Source organism: Mesorhizobium sp. RSR565B (assembly GCF_054719465.1).
The window spans coordinates 1,280,155-1,303,049 of the sequence record NZ_JBTTIE010000001.1; the positions used below are offsets into that span (position 1 = coordinate 1,280,155).

Annotated in this window: 19 protein-coding genes, 1 tRNA gene and 1 pseudogene; 6 read left to right on the plus strand and 15 right to left on the minus strand. The window is 61.8% G+C overall.

What is annotated here, in order from left to right:
• Positions 1-54: 54 nt before the first annotated feature.
• The 5 genes and pseudogenes from ACYG9R_RS06225 to choX all read right to left on the minus strand — a co-directional run bounded on the left by ACYG9R_RS06225 (position 55) and on the right by choX (position 4,365).
• Positions 55-1,239 (minus strand): ROK family transcriptional regulator, encoded by a 1,185-nt coding sequence (locus ACYG9R_RS06225; RefSeq protein WP_031199279.1) that lies wholly within the window; start codon positions 1,237-1,239, stop codon positions 55-57.
• A 250-nt stretch (positions 1,240-1,489) separates the two neighbouring features.
• A pseudogene (locus ACYG9R_RS06230) lies at positions 1,490-1,771 on the minus strand (IS30 family transposase); the annotation flags it as partial.
• Positions 1,772-2,394: 623 nt separating this feature from the next.
• A complete protein-coding gene (locus tag ACYG9R_RS06235; protein ID WP_023669333.1) occupies positions 2,395-2,544 on the minus strand; it encodes a hypothetical protein in 150 nt (49 codons plus the stop codon).
• Between the two features lie 52 nt (positions 2,545-2,596).
• A complete protein-coding gene (locus ACYG9R_RS06240; protein ID WP_245260042.1) occupies positions 2,597-3,430 on the minus strand; it encodes an alpha/beta fold hydrolase in 834 nt (277 codons plus the stop codon).
• Positions 3,427-4,365 (minus strand): choline ABC transporter substrate-binding protein, encoded by a 939-nt coding sequence (gene choX, locus ACYG9R_RS06245; protein ID WP_023823659.1) that lies wholly within the window; start codon positions 4,363-4,365, stop codon positions 3,427-3,429. Before choX ends, ACYG9R_RS06240 begins: the two co-directional genes overlap by 4 nt.
• Before the next feature lie 80 nt (positions 4,366-4,445).
• Here choX and betI point away from each other — a divergent pair, with 80 nt between their 5' ends.
• On the plus strand, positions 4,446-5,069 hold the full coding sequence (betI, locus tag ACYG9R_RS06250) for a choline-binding transcriptional repressor BetI (RefSeq protein WP_081726832.1): 624 nt from the start codon (positions 4,446-4,448) through the stop codon (positions 5,067-5,069).
• Between the two features lie 1,041 nt (positions 5,070-6,110).
• Here the strand turns inward: betI and ACYG9R_RS06255 are convergent.
• On the minus strand, positions 6,111-7,010 hold the full coding sequence (locus ACYG9R_RS06255) for a DDE-type integrase/transposase/recombinase (RefSeq protein WP_023823662.1): 900 nt from the start codon (positions 7,008-7,010) through the stop codon (positions 6,111-6,113).
• Between the two features lie 187 nt (positions 7,011-7,197).
• On the opposite strand from ACYG9R_RS06255, the gene ACYG9R_RS06260 reads away from it, so the two are divergent.
• Genes ACYG9R_RS06260 through ACYG9R_RS06270 form a run of 3 tightly spaced genes read left to right on the plus strand, consistent with a single transcriptional unit; the run spans position 7,198 to position 8,515 of the window.
• The gene (locus ACYG9R_RS06260; RefSeq protein WP_155923242.1) at positions 7,198-7,689 is read left to right on the plus strand and encodes a hypothetical protein; all 492 of its coding nucleotides are present in this window, start codon (positions 7,198-7,200) and stop codon (positions 7,687-7,689) included.
• 25 nt (positions 7,690-7,714) lie between these two features.
• Entirely contained in the window at positions 7,715-8,095 is a 381-nt protein-coding gene (locus ACYG9R_RS06265) for a hypothetical protein (protein ID WP_155923244.1), read from the plus strand.
• On the plus strand, positions 8,096-8,515 hold the full coding sequence (locus ACYG9R_RS06270; RefSeq protein WP_023823663.1) for a hypothetical protein: 420 nt from the start codon (positions 8,096-8,098) through the stop codon (positions 8,513-8,515). It begins immediately after the preceding gene.
• Here the strand turns inward: ACYG9R_RS06270 and ACYG9R_RS06275 are convergent.
• The 4 genes from ACYG9R_RS06275 to ACYG9R_RS06290 form a co-directional block, all read right to left on the minus strand.
• A complete protein-coding gene (locus tag ACYG9R_RS06275; RefSeq protein ID WP_023689605.1) occupies positions 8,472-8,711 on the minus strand; it encodes an RNA-binding protein in 240 nt (79 codons plus the stop codon). The two genes, ACYG9R_RS06270 and ACYG9R_RS06275, sit on opposite strands and share 44 nt — an antisense overlap.
• A complete protein-coding gene (locus tag ACYG9R_RS06280; protein ID WP_023689604.1) occupies positions 8,712-8,897 on the minus strand; it encodes a hypothetical protein in 186 nt (61 codons plus the stop codon). It abuts the gene before it with no gap.
• Between the two features lie 140 nt (positions 8,898-9,037).
• Positions 9,038-9,114 (minus strand) — tRNA-His (locus tag ACYG9R_RS06285).
• A gap of 347 nt (positions 9,115-9,461) precedes the next feature.
• Positions 9,462-9,920 (minus strand): phasin, encoded by a 459-nt coding sequence (locus ACYG9R_RS06290; RefSeq protein WP_023669330.1) that lies wholly within the window; start codon positions 9,918-9,920, stop codon positions 9,462-9,464.
• Between the two features lie 323 nt (positions 9,921-10,243).
• Between ACYG9R_RS06290 and ACYG9R_RS06295 the strand changes: the two genes are divergently transcribed.
• Complete coding sequence (locus tag ACYG9R_RS06295; RefSeq protein ID WP_023823664.1) at positions 10,244-14,263, plus strand: PAS domain S-box protein; 4,020 nt, start codon at positions 10,244-10,246, stop codon at positions 14,261-14,263.
• 264 nt (positions 14,264-14,527) lie between these two features.
• On the opposite strand, the gene ACYG9R_RS06300 is transcribed toward ACYG9R_RS06295, so the two are convergent.
• The gene (locus ACYG9R_RS06300) at positions 14,528-16,492 is read right to left on the minus strand and encodes an acetoacetate--CoA ligase (RefSeq protein WP_023823665.1); all 1,965 of its coding nucleotides are present in this window, start codon (positions 16,490-16,492) and stop codon (positions 14,528-14,530) included.
• A gap of 363 nt (positions 16,493-16,855) precedes the next feature.
• Here ACYG9R_RS06300 and ACYG9R_RS06305 point away from each other — a divergent pair, with 363 nt between their 5' ends.
• Positions 16,856-18,709, plus strand: coding sequence for an AsmA family protein (locus ACYG9R_RS06305; protein ID WP_023753890.1), 1,854 nt, complete (start codon positions 16,856-16,858; stop codon positions 18,707-18,709).
• A gap of 42 nt (positions 18,710-18,751) precedes the next feature.
• On the opposite strand, the gene ACYG9R_RS06310 is transcribed toward ACYG9R_RS06305, so the two are convergent.
• The 4 genes from ACYG9R_RS06310 to ACYG9R_RS06325 form a co-directional block, all read right to left on the minus strand.
• Positions 18,752-19,570, minus strand: coding sequence for an ABC transporter permease (locus ACYG9R_RS06310; protein ID WP_023815098.1), 819 nt, complete (start codon positions 19,568-19,570; stop codon positions 18,752-18,754).
• Entirely contained in the window at positions 19,567-20,532 is a 966-nt protein-coding gene (locus ACYG9R_RS06315; RefSeq protein WP_031199284.1) for an ABC transporter permease subunit, read from the minus strand. Before ACYG9R_RS06315 ends, ACYG9R_RS06310 begins: the two co-directional genes overlap by 4 nt.
• Positions 20,533-20,541: 9 nt before the next feature.
• Positions 20,542-21,681: an ABC transporter ATP-binding protein gene (locus tag ACYG9R_RS06320; protein ID WP_023823667.1), complete on the minus strand. Its 1,140-nt coding sequence runs from the start codon at positions 21,679-21,681 to the stop codon at positions 20,542-20,544.
• Positions 21,682-21,764: 83 nt separating this feature from the next.
• Complete coding sequence (locus ACYG9R_RS06325; protein ID WP_023681872.1) at positions 21,765-22,862, minus strand: polyamine ABC transporter substrate-binding protein; 1,098 nt, start codon at positions 22,860-22,862, stop codon at positions 21,765-21,767.
• Positions 22,863-22,895 lie beyond the last annotated feature (33 nt).

Below are 22,895 nucleotides of genomic sequence, written 5' to 3' on the forward strand. Positions count from 1 at the left end.
AGTCAGAAACTTAATGCCGACATACAGTCGCTGTCAATCGCGATCGATTGATCTTCAGTCGGCCATCACGAGGCTGTCGGCAGGGTTGAGAGTCGTCGCATCAAGCACCAGACGCACCGCGCCCAGGACGATATCGCGGTGCCCCAGCGCACCTATCACGAGGCGCGGCGGGTCGTACACATTGCCCTTGAGGCGATGCCGCAGCACATCCAGCACCAGATCACCGCCGCCGACGACCCGGCCCGCCAGTACGATGATTTCGGGGTTCATGAAGGCAGCAACACTGCCCACCGCCATCGTCGCATAGTCCAGCAACTCGGTGACAACCGGCGCGATTTTGTCCGCCTGCCGGTCGGTGACAGCGGCCAGGATGAGCTTTCCCGCCGCATACTGGGTGTTGGCCTCTTCGAGCATCTTGGTCGCCTGTTCGGGGATGCCGAAAAAGCGCAGCGATTGCTTGTCGCCCAGATATTCGAACGGCCGCCCGGTAAGGAGGGGGTCGTCGAGATACCAGCCGAGCTCGCCCGCCGCATGCGAATGCCCGCCATAGAGCTTGCCGTCGATCACGACGCCCGCGCCCGCGCCGGGCCCGATCGAAAGGCTCACGACGCTGTCGGCGCCGCGCCCGGCCCCGAATCCCCATTCGCCCACGGCGGCGAGGTTGCGCCCGTTTTCGACGACGATAGGTATCTGAATATGCTCGCTGAGCCGCGCCCGCAACGGCATGTCGCGCCAGCCGAGCCCGAGCGTCAGCACCACTTCGCCCTCCGGCTGCCTGACGATCGAGGGCACGCCAATGCCGATGCCGCGAATAGTCTGGCCGCGCGGGCGGGGGGCCGCCATAAGCCGGCGGATCAGGCCGACCAGCTTTTCGAAATTGCGCTCGCCATCATCGTCGGCGGTCTGGTGCATTTCTGTCTGCACGACGCCTTCGAGATTGGCCACGGCGCCGTAGAACTCGCCCTTGCCGGCCTCGATGCCAATGATCGCATGCGCCGCACCGCGGAACTTGATGCGCGCCCGCGGCCGGCCCCGGACATTGGCCTCGTCAAACCCGTCATACGCAACCAAATCCTCGGCAATCAGATCCTCGATCACCCGCATCACCGTCGGCAGGCTGATGTTCAGCCGCTCGGCGAGGCTCGATGGCGAAATCACTCCTTGGGTGCGGATCAAATCCACCACGGCCGAACGATTGAGTCGGCGTAACAGGCTCGACGTCGTGGGCTGGCGCTTCATTCATGGACCAGTTGCAAAAGGCCGGCGGACCGGCAACGAGCGTCGGCATAGACCAGAACCGTTCCAGAGTCCGCCTTTTTCTGATGACGCCGAACGTCAGTTGTCGCTCGGCAGGGAAAGCTACCGCGGTAGCCCGTTCGATGATTACGGCGCTCCGTGGCGGGCGCCCAAGCCCTCTGAAGTCACTGCGCTACTTGTGCAAATAACTGACGCCGGTCGCTTCAATCGGTACGAGCTCGTCCGCCCAACATCAATGACCGCTTTTGGCGGCGGGTTCAACCGATCGCTCCGCTAGGGTCTGATAGAGCAAGGTCTTGCTGGGGCGTTCGTTGAGTTGCCGCGCGATGGCGCTGAGCTTTGCCTGGCTGTGCAGGGACAGGTCGGTGCCACGTGGCGGATATTGGCGCAGCAGTTGGTTGGTGTTTTCATTCGAGCCGCGCTGCCAGGGTGATCGAGGATCGCAGAAGTAGACCTCGACGTCCGTGGCCAGTGTCAATCGCTGGTGCTCGGCAAGCTCTTTGCCTCGGTCCCAGCGCTGCCATGAAAGGCGCTGTCTTTGTCCCGTGCTTTATCGATGCGTTTTATCCAGGACGGCATTGCGACGCTCGAATTGCTGGAGCGCCTGAGTCTCGACGTGGACTATCTGAAGAGCAGACCTGCTGCGGTCAGCCGATGGCCAACAGCGGCGCGCACAAGGAGGCGGCAGGGGCCGAGGCGGTCTTCGTCGCCAATTTTGCCGGCTACGATATATCGTTGGACCTTCGGCGAGCTGCATCCACCATGTCCGCTCCCAGCCAGCGTTCTGGAATCGACAGATCAGGCTCTCGCTCGCCGGAAGATTGTCGGTCCCACACACGCGTGGTGGACACGAATCCGGCGAGCTCGGCGACGTCTTTCATGGCCTGTACGAAATGCACCCCTCGAGGTGTTCGATGAGGCGGAAGACGTCCCCCTTCCCGTCCGACAGCGGATCGAACCAACGCATCGCGCCGAAGTTTCATCGCTCGCGCGTGCTCTCCTTGACGTCGAGCGCGAATCCGGCGCGCTCGAGCACCGCGGCGCAGTGCACCTTGTCCTTCAGCTCTTCCAGCTCTGCCTTTTTCATCTTCGCCTGCGCCTCGTCGCGCTCCCTCCCTCGATTCCGCCCCGGATTTTTCAGTGCAGGAACCGGATGCCGCGAAGAGCAGGGCGGGCAAGCGCGCGGCCGGCAAGCCGGCGTTTGTGCCGGGTGGCGCGAACGATGCCCATGTCGGTCATCAAGCCGCGCCCCGCCGCTTCGCCGGCATGGCGGTTGCCCGCGACCATGATTGTCAGTCCCAAAAAGCTGGCACCTAGGGCGCGGTCGCTCTTGAGATAATCATCGCGCCGGCAACATGCCTGTTATCGCGTCGGCGACAAAGGCTGGATCTTCCCAATGCGGGTTGTGGCCGCAATCCTGCGCCCACACCAGACGCGATCCGACGAGTGCATCGGTCAGCGTGCGCTGGTGCGCCGCGCCGAAAAGCGGATCGCGCCCGCCGGCGATGATCAGCGTCGGGGCCTCCACCGCCCGCGCCGCGGCGGTCAGATCGGTGCGGCGGACTTCTTCGAGAATGGCGCGCCAGCGCGCAGCCGGGATCGCGGACGCGTCCTTCGCGAGGCCGGCGAGAAAAGCCCGCGGCACGCCCGGTCGACAGGCATGCCACCAGTCGTAGAACGGATCGGACGGCGAGATCGGGTCGCGCAAGGCTGCGACGCCGTCGATCAGCTGATGATCCGATCCGAAATCGGGCTTCAGCGTGCTGGCCAGGATCACCAGCCCACCGATCAGCTCCGGACGACGCGCGGCCAGCATGATCGACACCATGCCGCCCAGCGAATGGCCGACAACGATCGGCCGGCCGAGCCGCAGGCGTTGGATCAGCCCGGCCATATCCTCGGCAAAATCGGCGGCGCGATAACCCTCGCCCGCCTGCGAACCGCCGTGGCCACGCAGGTCCGGCATGATAAGCCGGCGCCCGGTAAGATGCGGCGCCAGCAGCAAAAAACTGCGGCTGGTATCGGTGAAGCCATGAACCAAGAGCAACGGCGGCTCCGAACCGGCGATCTCGACATAGGTAAGCTCGAGACTGCCGACATCGACGATGCGCTTACGTCCGGCCCAAGACGCCTGTTCGGCTTCCTGATCCGTCAGCTCCAAAGCCGGCCTCACAGTCCGAGCTTTTCCTTGACCGCGGCAAGGCCGGGTTTGCCATCGAAGGTGGCGACGCCGGCAAGCCAGGCATCGAGCCGATCCTTGTGCAGGGCGATCGACTTCAGAGCCCCGTCCTCCGGCTTCATGCCGTCGTTAATGAGGTAGCCCATGCCGACATTTTCCATGTCGATGTCGAAGGCGAGGTTTTTCAGGAACTGCGCCACATTCGGGCATTCCTGCAGAAAACCCTTGCGAACCTGCGTGGTCACGGTGGCGGCGCCGAAATTCGGACCGAAGAACTCGTCACCGCCAGTCAGGTACTTGAAGTCGTACATCGTGTTCATCGGGTGCGGCGCCCAGCCCTGGAAGACGATGAACTGCTTCTCCTTGATCTCGTAGCCGACCTCCGAGAGCATGCCGGCCTCGCTCGATTCGACCACCTGCCAGCCGTCGAGGCCGAAATTGGGATCGGCAATGGCGTCCATCATCAGCTGATTGGATCCGGGCTCGATCCCGTACATCTTCTTGCCGAACTTGTCGGCGAATTTGTGCAGGTCCGACAGGTCCTTGACGCCGGCGTCCCAGACATAGGTCGGCACGGCAAAGGTGTATTTGGCGCCGACCAGATTGACGCGCACATTCTCGATGGAGCCGTCCTTCTTGTAGGGCTCGTAATAGGTGAGCATGGCCGGATCCCAGTAGCCGAGGAACAGGTCGAGGTCTTTGTTCTTCATCCCCTCGTAGATGACGTTGATGCCGAGCACCTCGCTCTGCGGCTCGTAGCCGAGCGCCTGAAGCAATACCTTGGCCACGCCGGTGGTGAAGGCGAGATCGTTCCAGCCGGGCTCGGCCATGCGGACCGTTTTGCAGCTTTCGACCTCGGCGGCCCGGGCCGCCTGGGAAGCCAGCGTCAGGGCCGCGACACAGACGCCATTCGCAAGCATGCGCAACATTCCGGTTCTCCTCTTTCCGACTTTGACCTATTGGTCACTTTATTGTCCTCTTGGTCAATTGTTGATCTGAACGGACGAAGATGTCAACATGGATTCGCAATGGATGGGTCGACCCAGTGAAGCTCACACGTCTCAGCGACATACGCCGCAAGGAATTGCGCCAGGCGGCGTTCGCCGTTCTGGAGCGCGAAGGCATCGCCGGTGCGACGCTGGAAAAGGTCGCGGCCCAGGCCGGCGCCTCCAAGGGCATCGTGCTGCATTATTTCCGCAACAAGCAGGAGTTGTTCGAGCACGCCATGCGCGAGGCGAACGCCGTGCTCTGCCACGCCGTGGTCGCCCGGCTGCAGCGGGCGCGCACGCCGATGGAACGGCTGGACGCGGTGATCGAGGGCAATTTCGAGGAGCATCTGTTCCTGCCGCCGCTCTGCCATGCCTGGCTGTCGCTCTGCGCCGAAGTGCCCCGCGACGAGCAGCTGGCGCGCATCCAGAAGGTCATCCATGCGCGCATGCGCTCGAACCTCTTGTCCGGCCTGCGCGGCCTCGCTTCGCCGGAACTGGCCGACGAAATCGTTGTCGGCATCACCGCTTTGATCGACGGGCTATGGCTCAGGCTCGGTCTGCAGCCGGGCAGCGTCACGCGCGAGCAGGCTGTGCGCCAGGTCAAGGATTTCGTCGCGGGGCGGCTTTGCCCCGCGCCAGCCTAGACATCTAGGCCCGTCGGCCTTGCCTCGGTCGGATAAAGTTCATAGCCGGCGGGGTCGTACCCTTGACCGCCCAATTGCGGGAGCTTGGCGATGCGACTCCAAGGTAAGCGGGCGCTGGTCACCGTGGGTCGGACGGCATCGGCCTGGCAATTTGTCGGAAGCTTTCGCCTGCGAAGGCGCGGATGGCTGATCGTGGGGCGCGACCCCGGCAAGCTGGAAACCTTGTGCAACACGCCGCGGTCGAAACGCTGTCGACCGATCTCGCCAGCAGCTAAAAGGAGATCAAGTTCACTTATCCCTTATCTGCATTTGGACAAAGTTGGGGGCACGACCACGGTAGAGAATCCTCGTTACCACTAACAGCCAGATTCGATCCGACGCTAGTTCCCTGACAGAGGAAGCTCCGCGACGCATCAGGTCCGGCGGTAACCAACCCGGACCGTCGTTTCGAGACCGTGCCTCCTACATTGTCCAACTACACGCTCGATCGAATGATTTCTGACGGAATCGGCAGGATCGCGATTACTCCTTGAAGCCGCAAACATGAGAGTGGAATAGTCGGGACTAAAGAGGCCTGTTTGGGATTCCCGCGCTGTTAGAGCGTGCCACACTGCGTGATTTGTCCCTCTTCGAAGCGTCGCGCGAAACGTGGGCTCGATCGCGATCCAGGACTTGCTCGCCGAAGAGCTGTCCGAGATTCTCCTGCCGCTGCTTAGGCTCGGACCCGAGAAGCTAAACCCCGAGGCATGGTCGCGAACGGCCTTTTAAACCGGGCGATGGCGGGTCCGAGCGCGGTGCGCAGCATACGCGAGCTGCGCGCGCGTCCCTCGGTATCGTTGTGCGATATAGCCATCCTGTCCCCGTTCGGGCCGGGAACGTGTCAACAACGCCCGGTCGGGGACGATCAAAAGAGCCTGAAGCGGTCCGATTCAACGGGTTTCAGCGGTCATCGTAGCGTAGCGTGCAATTACCGGCCAATGGTGGCGCCGACGCCAACCGCGCTACAATGTAAACTTTCGCAATACAAAGTACGGTAGTGTCTCAGTTTGAAATTTCGGCCGCTGACTTTTTGTAAGGGCCACGCTTTCCGGGCTTCGGCGCAACGGCGTCCATCTTCTCGCAGAGATCGTCCATCGACCAGAGCGTCCTGGAAACGCCAGCGGCCATTGCCGGCGTCATTTTCAGCGTCTTGTGCATTTTGATGAAGTTGTACCAGACGGTGTAAATGGCGACCATGTGGACATGGTTTTCGAACTTCTTTGAGAACGCATTGGTAAGGCGCGTGAAGCGGCGATTTGCCATGCGCATAGTGAGATTGGCGCGTTCGATATGCGACGTGCTGACGTGCACCGGATCGGGATTGCCTTCAATCCGCGTCTTGGTCGCGCCAGTGCAGACAGCCGGGCTATAGCGGCGCTCTGGCGAGGTCTTCTTGCCTTCCGGCTCACCGTATTGCTTGATGAGCATGGCGTAATCTATATCCGCTCCAAAGGCTTCCTCGACCGCATTGAGATAGGCGCGGTGGCCGTCCGTCGTAAGCTGGACGCGGTTGGCAAGACGGTCCTTCACGTCGTCCATGAAGGCCATCGCATATTCGCCGTCGCGACCGCCGACCAGCCAGGAAATGATAAGCTTGCTGTCGCTGTCCAGGGCGGTCCAAGTCCACACGTCGCCAGCGCCGTCAACCGACTGCTTCATGGCCGAAACGTTCTTTGCCTTCGCGCCGACAAACGACCAGATTTCATCGCACTGGACGCGCTTGGAAGCGACGTTGCGCACTTCGCTGTCGTGCAGTTCGGCACAGAACTTGCCAGCATCGACCAGCAGCTTGGACACGGTGTTGATCGACACATCGGCAACGCGGGAGATTGAGCGCATCGAAGAACCCTCGCAAAGCACGGTGAGGATTTGGACACGGGTTTTGAGAGGCAGCTTGTTCATTCGCCTAAGATGTGAACTTTTATGCTTAGCGTCAAGGACAAATATCGATTTGGCTTTAGCCTCCTGTTAGGGTATCGAGTCAAATTGTCGCAACCCTTGGCGGGGCGGACTATTGACTTATATGTCAATCCTTGCTGCTATCAAGCGGCACGTTAGGGCTGGACGCTTGTTCCCTCTAGAAATGGAGTTGGCAAGCGACCCGGTTGTTCGAGGCATTTACCTGTCGGAAGACATGCGGGGGCTGATCTATGGACCATGGGCATCTGAAAATTGCCATCCGCGTGTCATGAGGCTTCAGGCTGATCTAGAAGCGTTTGTAAAGGGTGAGACAGTTTCCCTTTGCCTTGAGCCGTATTCGGCTGGCAAAGCCTTCTTCGGGAGGCTGTCAGATGTCTCAGACGAGGTTTGGGATATTCGCAGCCGCAGCCCGAAGCCTGGCCTGCGCTTATTTGGCAGCTTTGCCGCTCCTAACCAGTTCGTGGCCTTTACGTGGCGACCGCGCTCAAAGCCGTGGAATGGTCGCCAGCCTATGGGTGACCGCTACGATCAGGAGTGGGAGAAAATGAAGGCCGAATGCCTGTCGCAATGGAACGCTCTGTTCCCTAGACACAAACCTATGCATGGAGAAGACGCTGATGACTATGTCACCGAAACCGGATTTTCTCTCGGAGATATCTGAGGGCATCAAAATCCCAGAGGCCAAGATGGCCTATTTTGAGCAGAGGGCCCTGAACGGGTTCTACGACTATGTCATGCGCCGGTTTGCGGAAGAGCAAAAGAATTCCAAGCTGACTAAGGCAACTCTGGCTAAACGCATCGGGCGCGGGCCTGACCAAGTCAACCGCATGCTGGCTTCGCCCGGCAACTGGACGATTGGCACCCTCGCTCGCCTATTGGTTGGGATCGCTGGCGAGGAGCCGATTCTAACTTCGAAGAAATTGGCCGGAAGGAAGCCGCAAAATATGACGGTGGAGGCCTTGCTTGAACCGCCTTCCGAGCAACCGTCCAAGCTGCGGCTTCCGCAGGCGCCTTCCGCTACAGCGTCAAATGCGAAGGCGGTCGAAATTAAATTCGAGCCGGCCTAAATGGCAAAGAAACCGATAAACGTTACGAACGCGATCCTGTGTGAGTATGTAGCGCAGGGAAGCTTCAACAAGCATACGCTGGTCAATGTCTTTTCCGGCGATGTTGTGGCAAGGGAGTTCCCGGTTGAAATACCGTTTGGCATTTTTCTTATTCTCGATGAAGTAAATATCAGACTGCTCAAGCTAGAATTGCTGGTAAACGGCGAGAGTGTGTTTGTTGGGGAAGCAGACGGACCCTTTCGTGGTACAGGGCCGCTCGCAATAGCGTCCTTCAAGGTCAAAGTGAAAGAACCCAATTCTGTTATGGAATTGGTGCTTTCTTCCGCCGATCACAAAAATACCATAGCTATAAGCAAGAAGGTTCTCCAAGGGGAAATTATTTATGCCGCCCCTCCCACCGCTTCGAAGCCGCCTTCTTAGCAATCTCGGCGCGCCGCTCTGGCGTCATGTTGGCGGCGCGCTTCTTGCCACCCTTCGAACCAAGCTCTTTGGCGGCGGCGTTCTTACCGTCGTCAATCACGTCGTCGGCTTCATCGCCGGTGGCAATTCGCATGACGCGCACGGCATTGCCGATCACGTCGGCGGGGCGCTTCTGGCCTTTAGGTCCGGTGGGCATTTAGCTGGGGTACTCCACGATAACGACATAGCCGGATGGTAGATCGTAGGGGCCAATCTCTGTGGCGATTTCGCGCTTCGGCTGCCAAATCACATTGATGACCCGGCTGCCCTCTTCGCCTAGGCTATGGAGAAGGGTCTTCAGCCGCTCAATGTCGTCCGGGCATGTCTCGACGGTATACGACATGAAACCTCCCATGCTTTCCGCTAAGCATATAGGAGTTCGGCCCGGACCGCGACAAGCGCGGCCGAAATTTCAAACTGAGACACTACCCAACCTTTCGCCGAAATTTGCCAATGAATTCAAACACTTATTCGGAAATTCGATGGTACCGTTGGCTGGGATCGAACCAGCGACCTCCGGATCCACAATCCGGCGCTCTAACCATCTGAGCTACAACGGCACGTTCGCCTGAGCCAGATCGTGGTGAAAATTCATTCTCCGAGATCCGCTCTGTCGTTCGGCGATGCGTCCAATACGGTCTATCAGAGACTAATTCAAGGCCTTTGATAAGGCAAAGCCGGTTCTGCCAACAGGCGCCGGTTTTCTTCGGCAAAAGAAAAAGGCCGGCGGGAGGAGGTGCCGGCCTTTTCCTGTTACGAGCCAGCGGGAGGAGGTGCTGGCTGGTCACCCCGGAGAGCAGAGGGAGGAGGTTCCACTCGCCGGGTATTCATTTGGACAACTCTATCGCACACCTATTTGTCTGACGAAATGCGACGTTTTGATGCATCGCAGAGTTGTGCGCAATTATTAGGCGGCCTTGATGTCCTTCAGGGCCTTCTCGAAAGCGGTCTTGACCGGCTTGGAGACGTCTTCGGCAGCCTTCGAAGCAACAGCCTGGAAGTCCTTGGCCTGCTCGACGGTGGTCTCGACGCGCTTGCGCAGGAAGGCGGTCTGCAGTTCGACCACTTCCGACAGCGACTTGGCGCCGATGAGGGCCTCGAGATGCGAGAAGCCGGCTTCGGCATTGGCGCGCAGAGCGGCGATGGTCTTGAGCGACAGGTCGCTGGAAACGGTCTTGGCAGTCTCGAAGGTCGATTCCAGGACTTTCTGGGTCTCTTCGGCGCCGGTCTTCAGCTTGGAGTAGGCTTCCTTCGACTGCTCGACCCCCTTTTCGGCGAAAGCGCGGATCTGGTCGGTTGCCTTGGAAGCGTCGAAGCTCGGGAATTCGACGTTTTCGATGGTCTCAGCGGTCTTGGCCTTGGTCATTTTCCATCCTTTCGGGGTAGCGGCTTTGACAAAAAGCCGTCTCGTTCATGTATGATGGCAATATAGCGGTTTTTTTGTGCGATGCAATATCTTTGTTGCAGTGCACCATAAATTTCTTCCCATGCGTCACCCAAGAGGTTATCCAGGGACATTCCGAGAGCTGTTAACCAAGTGGCCAGAGATTCCACCTGCTTCCCGCCATGGCTTGTGGACCTTCGCCGCGCGGGCTTTTATTAACAAAGCGTTAACTGCAAATTGCCCGCCTTGTAGGTTCGCCAAGAGGGGTTCGCCAAGAGGTTTCACCGAAAGGGTCCGCCAAGCGCATGCCTTCCGAGAACTACTCTTTCCTCGATGTCGCCGTGCTTGATGCGGTTCGCCAGCGCTTCGCCGCCGGCGACGCGATCGCGATTCTGTCGGCCGACCTCGAACAGGTGATCTGGGCCAACGGCCCGGGCGCTGCGGTGTTCGGCTATCCCGATATCGAGGCCATCATCGGCGCCTCGGCTCAGCTGCCGCTGATCGCCAGGCGCCAGATCATGGCGACCGCGGGCTTCCCGCAGATCGGCAGCGACCGCGCCATTACGGTACGGCTGGCGACCGGCATCACCAGCCGCGCCGTCGGCTTCCTGGCCAGTGCGGTGACTATGCCGGACGGCGAAAGCGCCATCATGCTGGTGGTGCCGGCAGCGCAGGCCGGCTCGCGCAGTGCTGCCGACATTGGGACCCGCGCCATCAGCGGCTTTACCGAAGACGGCCATTTCATCGCCTTTGTCGACGCCGCCGGCACTGTCGAGGCGGCTTCGGATGGCTTTGGCGCGCTCGCCATCCGGCCTGAGACGCTGGCCGCGCTTGTCGCCGACGTGGCGAGCCAGGACGACCGCATCGTCAAGCGGCTGGTCCCCGGCGGCGCCACGTCCTATCCGGCCGGCTTCGCGCGCCTGACCGAGTCCAGGCATCTGCTGGTGGTCATCGACGAGGATCAGCTCGGTGAGGAAAATCCTGTCGGCGAGCTGGATGCCGAACCTGCTGCAGCGCAGGTCGACGATGGCCCGGCGCAAGCCGCCGCGGAGAACGCGGTAACGGTGGATGCGGTGGCTGACCACCCCACCGCAAGCGGGAATCAGGGCGCCCCACTCGCGGCCGCGCCTGATGTCGGGGAGACAGGTCCGGCTGCCACCGAGCATGATGCTTCGGCGTCAACCGATACAAAGGCGGACCATCGCGAGCAGACGACCGGCCGCGAGCAGGCGGCGAATGACAGCGCGCCGGCGCAACATGATCATTGGTACTTCCATGCCGGCGAAGAGCCGCAGGCGGGCGAGCCGGACAGTCCGGCGCAGGCCGAGCCGGACTCTGTTTCCCCGGCCGAGAGTGCGCAGTTGGACAGCAGTGCCGCTGCGCCCGCCCTGCCGCCTGACGCAGCCCCACCGACTGCGCCTCCCGCCAAACGTGAGATCGACCGCTCGGCGCCGCCGCTGCGCTTCGTCTGGCGCACCGACGCCGAGGGCAAGTTCAGCGCGCTGTCGCCGGAATTCGGCGACATTGTCGGCAAAGCCGCCGCCGACGTGATCGGCCGCCGCTTCAAGGACGTCGCGACAATTTTCGGCCTCGACGCCTCGGGCGAGATCGCGGGCCTGCTTGAACGGCGCGACACCTGGTCGGGTCGCTCGGTACTGTGGCCGGTTGCCGGCTCCGACCTGAAGATACCGGTCGATCTGGCAGCACTGCCTGTCTATGGCCGCAGCCGCGCCTTCGAAGGTTTTCGTGGTTTCGGCGTCGCCCGCGCCGGCGATGCGGTGGTCGATCCGGAAGCAATCGGCATGGCGCTGGTCCCCAATGGCGCGCCACCGGCAGCAGCCGAGCCGGCCCCGGAACAGCCCGTGGCGGAACAGCCCGTGGCGGAAGCTCCCAAGGCGGCCGATCCGTTCGAGGGCGAAGTGCCGGCACTGACCATCGTGCCGAAGCAGGAACGTCGTTTTGCCGACAAGGTCATCCGGCTGGCCGAGCATCGGCAGCCCGCCAACGACAAGCAGCCGACAAGCGAGAGGGGCCTGTCGACGCTGGAGCGCAGCGCTTTCCGCGAAATCGGCGAGCGGCTGAAGAAGGACAATCCCCCGCCGGAGCAGCCGGAGACTGCCAAGCAGGCCGAACCGGCCAATCCGGATCAGGTAATGCCAGACCAGGCCAAGGCAGATGAGCCCAAGCCGGATCATGTCGAGGCGGACCAGCCTGAAACAGCCGCGCCAGCCCGACAACCCGCCGAGGTCTCGAGTCCGGACGAAGCCGGCCCGGCTGCCGTGGCTGAACCATCGGCAGCCGCACCCGAAAGCGAAACGGCTGAGGCCGAACCGCCGGAAAGCGATGCCGAGGACGAAAAGGACCTGACGCGGCTTGACGGCGAGCAGCCGGACGACGGCCTTGCGGACAGCGAAGCAGGCGAGGCGAAGGCGCCGACAGTGTCGCGCTCCCTGCTCGACTATGCCGATCCCGAACCAGGCTCCGTCACCGAAGACAGTACGGAAGCAACGTCGTCCAACGACGAACCGGCGCCGGCTTCCGAACCGGATGATACGCAAGCCCAAGAGATCGTCGAGGCCGCAGAGCCACAGCCGGTTGTTGCCGAGACGCCGGCCAATGCCGGTGAAGACGACAGCATGACGTCGGCCGACTTCCGCGATGCCGAGGACAATGAGGATTGGGCGCCGTCCGACGAGGCGACCGATTCCGCCGTGGAAGACGGGGACAAGGCCGGCGATGCGGACACAGTGCCGGCAGAACCACAGCGCCTGAAAGTGCCGCCGCTCAAGCTTGAGGGGTTCATGCCTTCGGCATTCTCGGCCGGAGATGAACACAAGGCCCCTGACACGTCGATCCTCGGCAAGCTGCCGGTGCCGCTGCTCATCCATTCGGGCGACGAGCTTCATTACGCCAATGAGGAATTCCTCGGCCTGACCGGCTATGACACGCTTGAGGACCTGAGCGACGCCGGCGGGCTCGACGCGCTGTTTGCCGATCCCTATTCAGAAATGGCCGGCGAAAGCGACCACACACTCAAACTGAAGACGCGCGAGGGCCAGGAATTTCCGATCGAAGCCATTTTGCGTTCGGTGCCGTGGCGCGCCGGCAAGGCGCTGATGCTGGTGGTGCGACGTACCGGCGATAACGAGCCGCCGATGGTTGCGCATCTCGCAGCCGAGGAGCAGACGCAGCCCGATGTCTCCGAACTCAAAGCGCGCATTGCCGAGATGCGCACCATCATCGACACCGCGACCGATGGTGTGGTGTTGATCGGCCGCGACGGCGACATCCGCTCGATCAGCCGGCCGGCCGAGGCGCTGTTCGGCTTCGACAGCGACGACGTCACCGGTAAACCGTTCGCCTCGCTGTTTGCCATCGAAAGCCAGCGCGCGGCGCGCGACTATCTGAACGGCCTGTCCGAGCCCGGCGTGGCGAGTGTGATGAACGATGGCCGCGAGGTGATCGGGCGCGAGGCGCAAGGGCGCTTCATCCCGCTGTTCATGACCATCGGCAGGCTGCCCAATGACAGCGGCTTCTGCGCCGTGGTGCGCGACATCACGCAGTGGAAGCGGGCCGAAGAGGATCTGACCCAGGCGCGCGCGGTGGCCGAGCGCGCCTCCTCGCAGAAGACCGATTTCCTCGCCCGCATCAGCCACGAGATCCGCACGCCGCTCAACGCCATTATCGGCTTTTCCGAGCTGATGGTGGACGAGAAGTTCGGCCCGGTAGCCAATGACCGCTACCGCGACTATCTCAGAGACATCAACCGCTCGGGCAACCATGTGCTCGATCTCGTCAATGACCTCCTCGACATTTCGAAGATCGAGGCCGGCCAGCAGGAAATGGACTACGAGGCGGTGTCGCTCAACGATACGCTGGCCGAGACGGTGGCGATGATGCAGCCGCAGGCCAACCGCGAGCGTGTCATCATCCGCTCCAGCTTCGCCTCGCGACTGCCGGAAGTCGTCGCCGACCTCAGAAGCGTGCGCCAGATCGCGCTCAACATCCTGTCCAATGCCATTCGCTATACGCAAGCCGGCGGACAGGTGATCGTGTCGACCGCCTATGAAACCTCCGGCGACGTTGTCATGCGGGTGCGCGATACCGGCATTGGCATGAGCCATGCCGAGATCGAGCAGGCGCTGAAGCCGTTCAAGCAGATCAATGCGCTGAAGCGCGGGCGTGGCGACGGCACCGGTCTCGGCCTGCCGCTGACCAAGGCGATGGTGGAAGCCAACCGCGCCCGCTTCACCATCACCTCGACGCCGGGCGAAGGGACGCTGGTCGAGGTCGCCTTCCCGTCGACGCGGGTGCTGGCCGAATAGGCCGGCGATTTCCGGGCGAGAATCCCGGACAAAGAAAAGGCGTCCAACAGGACGCCTTAAATGGGATTTGCTGTCACAACGGGGGCTTGAGCGAATCTGATCCTCAGGGGACGAGGAACGGGATTTCTCCCTCAAGTTACGTGCGACTATCGACGCCGGGCCTTAACAACTCCTTACCGGCCGTCCAAAAAATTTACGAATGTGTACCACTCATGAAATCTAGGTAAATTCGACCGACATATCTGGTTAACCATCCCGGCCGCGTCACTCAGCCAGCTGCGGCAGGTTCCTGAACAGCTCCAGCGCCTCTGGATTGGCCAACGCTTCCTTGTTCTTGATGGCGCGGCCATGCACCACGTCGCGCACTGCAAGCTCGGTGATCTTGCCCGATTTGGTGCGCGGAATGTCGCTGACGGCGACGATCTTTGCCGGCACGTGGCGCGGGCTGGCGCCGCTGCGGATCTTGGAACGAATGCGCTTTTCCAGATCCTCGTCCAGCGTCACGCCGGCGGCCAGCCGCACGAACAGCACGACGCGGACGTCATTGTCGAAATCCTGACCGATGCACAGCGCCTCAAGGATCTCCGGCATCTGTTCGACCTGATTGTAGATCTCCGCCGTGCCGATGCGCACACCGCCCGGATTGAGCGTCGCGTCGGAACGGCCGTGGATGATCATGCCGCCATGCGCGGTCCATTCGGCGAAGTCGCCGTGGCACCAGACATTGTCGAAGCGCTCGAAATAGGCGGCCTGGTATTTCTTGCCCTCAGGATCGTTCCAGAAGCCGATCGGCATCGACGGGAACGCTTTTGTGCAGACCAGCTCACCCTTTTGCTCGCGGATCGGCTTGCCGTCATCGTCCCATACATCGACAGCAAGGCCGAGGCCGGGACCCTGGATCTCGCCGGTCCAGACCGGTTGCGTCGGTACGCCGAGCACGAAACAGGAGACGATGTCGGTGCCGCCGGAAACCGAGGCCAGATGTACGTCCTTCTTGATGCCGTCAAAGACGAAGCGGAAATCCTCCGGCGACAACGGTGAGCCGGTCGAGGAAATCGCCCGCACACTCGACAGATCATGGCTGCGGATAGGCTTGAGCCCGGCCTTGCGCACGGAATCGATGAATTTGGCTGAGGTGCCGAAAAAGGTCATCTTCTCGGCATCGGCGAAGCTGAACAGCACATTGCCGTCGGGGTGGAAGGGTGAGCCGTCATAGAGCAGCAGCGTGGCGCCCGAGGCCAGGCCCGACACCAGCCAGTTCCACATCATCCAGCCGCAGGTGGTGAAGTAGAAGAAGCGGTCGCCTTCGATGAGTCCGGCATGCAGCCGGTGTTCCTTGACATGCTGGACCAGCGTGCCGCCGGCCGAATGGACGATGCATTTGGGAATGCCGGTGGTACCTGACGAGAACAGGATGTAGAGCGGGTGCGCGAACGGCAGCCGCTCGAACGTGACCGCTTTGGCGGTAAAGGGTAACAGCGCCTCTTCGAGCGCCACGGCCTTGTCGATGATCGCTGCGATATCGCGCGAGGTACCGAGATAGTCGACGATCAGGACCTTGCGGACGGTTTCGAGCTTCGCCGCAACGGCAGCGATCTTGTCGGCTACCTCGATTGCCTTGCCATTGTACCAATAGCCGTCCGGCGCAATGAATATGACCGGCTCGATCTGGCCGAAACGGTCGAGCACGCCCTGCTCGCCGAAATCGGGGGAACAGGACGACCAGACCGCGCCGATCGAGGCGGCCCCCAGCATGGCGGCGACGGTTTCCGGCATGTTGGGCATCATCGCCGCGATGCGGTCGCCCTTTTTTACCTTGAGCGACAGGAAAAGCTGCTGAAAGCGCGAAGTTAGCTGGTGCAGTTCGTTCCACGACAGCCGCCGCTCGATCTTGCCCTCGCCGCGAAAGACGATCGCGTCACCGGAACCGGTCTTCTTCAGCAGGTTCTCGGCGAAGTTCAGCGTCGCATCGGGAAAGAACGATGCGCCGGGCATCTTGTCGCCATCGACGAGCACCGTCCCATCAGTCCCTTTGTCGCCGACAATGCCGCAAAAGTCCCACAGCAGGCTCCAGAAGCCTTCGCGATCCTCGACCGACCAGCGGTGCAGTTCGGCGTAGGAGGTGAAGGATGTGCCGCTTTTGGCCGCTGCTGCCTTCATGAACGCGGTCAGTGGTGCTGCGTCGATCTGCTCTTGCGTCGGGGTCCAGAGCGGTGCTTCGGCAGCCATGATCGATCCTCCTTGAAGCCCGTCGCGTCGCAAGATAGATATGCTTTTGTTTTGATGCACGTCGTTGTCCCGGAACCGCTGCACTCTTCCGGGCGACATGCACTAGCCTCAGCTTTACAGGCGCCGCTGTCCCAAAAACGCCGCGCCTCGTAGCAGGCTGAAGCTGCATCGCTTATGCCTACCACCGTGCGGCAGAGCAAGATTTTGTTCCGCTAAACTCGGCCATGTGTGCGCAATTGCCATCGCCGGGCCATAAAGACTTGAAATGCCTCAGCCCTAAGTCGTAGTGACGACTGGAAGGCGTGGTGACGACTGGCGGTTACACCCGTCAGGCGTTATCGGAATGAAAGCAACCGGGGCAATATGCCATCACCTTTGATCCGGCGCGGAATATGGGCGATCGGCGTTGCCGTGCTCGTCATCGCGCTGGTCGTCGCCGCTCTGCCGCTGTTTGCCTCGACCCGGATCGTGCGCGATCGCATCGCCTGGGAAATGAGCGCGTGGAGCGGTTTCAGGGTCACCATCGCCGGTTCGCCGCGCATCGAGGTGTGGCCGAAGTTCCGCGCCATATTGAGCGACGTCACGCTGTCGCAGTGGACCGAGACCGACGCGCCGCCGGTGATCGAGGCCGAACGGGTCGAGGTCGACCTTTCGGCCATGGCGGCGCTGCAGGGCGATGTGGTGTTTTCGACGGCGCGGCTGGTGCGGCCGACGATCCGGGTCCAGCGCGCCGCAAACGGCATATTCCTGCCCGCCATACCAACGGGCGGACGCATCACCCGCTCCATCGACACGGCGCGCGGCGTGGTCAACGCCGATCCGACGAAGCCGGATCTGAGCAAGCTGCCCGCCGATCCGTTCGGCACCGTGGAATTCAGGGACGGCCGTATGGTCGCCTCCGTCGGCGGCAAGGACGTCGAATTGCTGACCAGCCTGTCCGGCCAGGCGAGCTGGGCAGCGATGAACAGCAACGCGACCTTGTCGGCGACCGGAATCTGGCGCGGCGAGAGCGTCACCGTCGATGCCGCCTCGCCCAAGCCGCTGGTGCTGTTTGCCGGCGGCGCCGCACCGGTCACGTTTTCGTTCAAGGCAGCGCCGGCCAGCTTCTCGTTCGACGGCACGGCCAGCATGTCGCAAAACGCCTATTTCGATGGCCAGGCGAAATTCGCCGCGCCCTCGCTGCGGCGCGTGCTGGAATGGTCGCAGGCCGGCATTGCTCCTGGTACGGCGATCGGTTCGGTCTCGATTTCGAGCAAGATCACGGCGACCGCCGGCCGCGTCAAATTCGAAAACACCGCGGTGACGCTCGACAACAACCCGGGAATGGGGGCGCTGGATTTTTCGTTCGGCGACGCCTTGCCGGTGATATCAGGCACACTCGCCTTCGATACGCTCGACCTCAGGTCGCTGTTTTCGGCCTTCACGCCGCTGGCTCCGACCGGCGAGACCGGTCCCGGCGAAATCGACACCAGCTTCGCCGACCGGATCAATCTCGATCTGAGGCTGTCAGCGGCGCATGCCTCGGCCGGCGCAATCCAACTTGCCGACGTCGCCGCCACGGCGCAGGTCAAGAACGGGCTTGCCGTCTTCGATATCTCCGATGCGTCGGCCTTTGGCGGCAACGTGCAGAGCAGCCTGCGTTTCGACCGCAAACCGGAGGGCTCGCAGGTCGAGATCCGGCTGCTCGCCTCCGACATTGACGGCGCCGCTTTCGGCACCGCGGCCGGAATGACGCGGCTGGTGCCGGCCAGCACCGGCACTGTCTCGGTCATTCTCAAAGGGCCGGGCAAATCCTGGGACTCGATCTTCGAGAACGCGGACGGCTCGGTCTCTGCGACGTTCGGGCCTGGCGCGCTGAGCGGGCTCAATTTGCCGGCATTTCTGAAGCACACGGAACAGGGCGGCTTCTTCGCGCTCGACGACGTCTCGGACGGGACACTGCCGATGGACGGCGCCGAGCTCAAGGCCACCATCTCGAAGGGTGTGGCAAGGCTGGACAAGGCCGAGGCCAATTCGGCGAAATACAAGGTCTGGCTGTCCGGCATCGCCTCTTACGGCGGACGCGGGCTGGCGCTTTCGGGGGGTGTCACCCAGGCCGACCCGGCAGCGGCACCGGTCAATGGCCAGCAGGGATCCAACCAGTCGTCATTCTTCGTCGGCGGCACCTGGAGCACGCCGTTCATCTCGCCGATCAGCCGCGGCGTCTCAGGCGAATAGGCGGTCCCTTACCGGAACCGCCCTATCCCTCGTTTGACGCAATCAACCGCGCTGCGCGGCCTGTTCGTCGAGCTGGCGCTGCACCTCACGCCGCTTGTTGGCGACCGAAGCGATGATGACGCCTACCGCCACGACGGCGATCAGGATGGTGCAGGCGGCGTTGATTTCCGGCGTCACGCCGAGACGCACCTGGCTGTAGATCTTCATCGGCAGCGTGGTGGCGCCAGGCCCGGAGGTGAAGGAGGCGATGACCAGGTCGTCAAGCGACAGGGTGAAGGCCAGCATCCAGCCGGAGACGATGGCCGGCATGATGACCGGCAGCGTGATCTGAAAGAAGGTCTTTACCGGCGTTGCGCCGAGGTCCAAGGCAGCTTCTTCCAGCGAACGATCGAACGACACCAGGCGCGACTGCACGACGACGGCCACGAAGCACATGGTCAAGGTGATGTGAGCAAGCGTCACGGTCAGGAAGCCACGGTCGAGACCGACGGCAACGAACAGCAGCAGCAGCGACAGGCCGGTGATGACTTCCGGCATGACCAGCGGCGCAAACACCATGCCGGAAAACAGGATGCGGCCGCGGAAGCGGGTGTAGCGGGTCAAGGTCAGTGCCGCCAGCGTGCCGAGCACGGTTGCCACAGTGGCGGAGATGACAGCCACACGCGCGGTCACCCAGGTGGCGTCCATCAGCCCCTGATTGTGGAACAGCGAGGCATACCATTTGGTCGAGAAGCCGCCCCAGACGGTGACCAGCTTCGACTCGTTGAAGGAGAAGACGATGAGCAGCACGATCGGCAGATAGAGAAAGGCAAAGCCCAGCACGACCGAGGTGACGTTGAAGCGGCTCCAGGTGGCGTTCATTTGTCTTGCTCCTGGGCGCGTGCCTGAGCCTGCTGGAAGAGCATGATCGGCACGATCAGGAGCAGCAGCAGGATAACGGCGACGGCAGACGACACCGGCCAGTCACGGTTGGCGAAGAATTCATTCCACAAGGTCTTGCCGATCATCAGCGTCTGCGACCCGCCGAGCAGGTCGGGAATGACGAACTCGCCAACGGCCGGGATGAACACCAGCAGGCAGCCGGCGATGACCCCGGGCAGCGACAGCGGAAAGGTGATCTTCCAGAAGGCGGCTGTCGGCGGGCAGCCGAGATCCTTTGCCGCCTCGATCAGCGAGTAATCCATTTTTTCCAGCGACGAATAGAGCGGCAGCACCATGAATGGCAGATAGGAATAGACGATGCCTATGAAGATCGCCGTGTAGGTGTTGAGGATGATCAGCGGCTGATCGATGATGTTCAGCGACAGCAGCAGTTGATTGAGCAGCCCCTCGGGCTTGAGGATGCCGATCCAGGCGTAGACGCGGATCAGGAACGACGTCCAGAACGGCAGGATTACCAGCATCAGCAAGGTCGGACGGATCGTCGCCGGCGCGCGGGCCATGCCGTAGGCGATCGGGAAGCCGACGAGCAAGGTCAGGATCGTCGAGACAGCAGCGATGATAACGCTGGTCACGTAGGCTTTGAAGTAAAGCGCGTCCTGCGTTAGCCAGACATAATTGTCGACGCTGAGTTCGCGGAAGCGGACAAAGAACCCGGACATGCCGTCCCTGAAATCGAGCGCCGGCGTGTAGGGCGGCATGGCGATCGCCGACTGCGACAGCGAAATCTTGAAGACGATGATGAACGGGATGAAGAAGAAGAACAGCAGCCAGAGATAAGGCACGATGATGACGAGCCGGCTGACGAAGCCGGCACCGAGCCGCGTCAGGAACGGTTTGGCCGCGGCCGATGGACCGGCGTCGGTGAGTGCAATGTTGGACATGGCCGCCCCCTACCGTGTCAGCACGACGCCGGCATCCGGCCGGAAGGAGACCCAGGCGCGGTCGTTCCAGGTCAGCGGGTCCTCGGTGACTCGCGCCGCGTTGAGCGCGCTTGCCCTGATGATCTGCCCGTCATCCAGCCGGATGTGGTAGACGGTCATGTCGCCGAGATAGGCAACGTCGTAGACCTCGCCCTCAAGCGCATTAACGGCGTCGGCCGGCTTCTTCGACGTGACCTTGATCTTCTCCGGCCTGATGGCGAAGACGATGTCGGAACCGGCCTTTGTGTCCGTGCTGTTCTCGACGACGATCTGGGCCCCTGTCGCGCCGGTGATGCGCGTGGTGTTTGCCCCGCGCTCGCCGACCTTGCCCTCGAACATGTTCACATTGCCGACGAAGTGGGCAACGAAGCGCGAACTGGGGGCTTCATAGACTTCCGCCGGCGTCGCCACCTGCATCACCTCGCCCTTGTCGATGATGGCGATGCGGTCGGCCATGGTCATCGCCTCTTCCTGGTCGTGGGTGACGACGACGAAAGTGAGCCCGAGATTTTGCTGCAGGTCCATCAGCTCGAACTGCGTTTCCTCGCGCAGCTTCTTGTCGAGCGCGCCGAGCGGTTCGTCGAGCAGCAGCACTTTCGGCCGCTTGGCGACCGAGCGGGCGAGTGCGACGCGCTGGCGCTGGCCGCCCGACAATTGGTGCGGCTTGCGCTTGGCGAACTGCTCTAGCTTCACCAGCTTCAGCATCTCGGCGACGCGCTTTTCGATATCCGGTCCCGGCATGCCTTCCTGCTTGAGGCCGAAGGCAATGTTCTTTTCCACGCTCATATGCGGGAACAGCGCATAGGACTGGAACATCATGTTGACCGGGCGGCGGTAGGGCGGGATGCCGCGCAAGTCCTGGCCGTCGAGAAGGATACGGCCGGCGGTGGGCTCCTCGAAGCCGGCAAGCATCCGCAGCAACGTCGACTTTCCGCAGCCCGACGCGCCGAGCAGGGCGAAGAACTCGCGCTCGAAAATGGTCAGCGACAGATTGTTGACGGCGGTGAAGTCACCGAACTTCTTGGTGACATTCTCGAATTGAATATATGGCTTGGCGTTCGGGTCGTTCCATGGCGCGAAATCCCTGCGGATGCTGCCAAGCGATTTCATGTCCCACTCCGTCCTGTTTTTTTGCTTCTTGCCCCAGAGAAGAATGGTCCCGGCAGATGACTGCCGGGACCATGTCGCATTGCTTACTGGCCGGTGACGATCTTGGTCCAGCTGCGCGTGATCAGGCGCTGGGTCTTGGGATCGTAGGGCTGGACCGTATAGAGTTTCTTCAGGGTCTCGGCGTCCGGATAGACAGCCGGGTCATCCAACAGTGCCTTGTCGACGAACTGCTGCGAAGCCTTGTTGCCGTTGGCGTACAGCACATAGTTGGACGACTTGGCGATCACTTCCGGCTTCATCATGTAGTTGAGAAATTCGAGTGCCTCGGCGGCATGCGGCGCATCGGCGGGAATCGCCATCTGGTCGAACCACATCTGGGCGCCTTCCTTGGGCACGGAATAGCCGATCTCGACGCCTTGCTTGGCCTCGACCGCGCGGTTGCGCGCCTGGAAGACGTCACCCGACCAGCCGACCGCCAGGCAAATATCGCCGTTGGCGAGCGCGTTGATGTATTCGGACGAATGGAATTTGCGGATATACGGCCGCACCTTCAGCAACGTCTCCTCGGCCTTGGCGATGTCGTCAGGTGAGGTGCTGTTCGGATCGAGGCCGAGATATTTGAGCGCCGCCGGGATGATGTCGGCCGGCGAGTCCAGCACATAGACGCCGCAGTCCTTCAGCTTGGCCAGGCTGTCGGGATTGAAGAACACATCCCAGCTGTCGATCTTGTCGGTGCCGAGTGCTGCCTTCACCTTCTTGATGTTGTAGCCGATGCCGACCGTGCCCCACATGTAGTTGATCGAATATTCGTTGCCCGGATCGTATTTGGCGGTGCGCTCCGAAACCGTGTCCCACATGTTGGAAATGTTGGGCAGCTTCGACTTGTCGAGCTTCTGGAACACGCCGGCCTGGATCTGGCGGGCCAGGAAGTTGCCGCTGGGCACGACGACGTCATAGCCGCTGCCGCCGGCAAGCAGCTTGGTTTCGAGGATTTCATTGGAATCGAAGGTGTCGTAGACGACCTTGATGCCGGTCTCCTTGGTGAAGTCGTCAATGATCGAACTGTCGATGTAATCCGACCAGTTGAAGACGTTGACGACGCGATCCTCGGCATGGCCGCCGACGGCGAAAAGCGTCAGAAATGCCGAGGTTGCCGAAAGCCAGAGCGCTTTGCGGATCATGCTGTTCTCCTTTGATGAGTGTTCCTTCGCCAA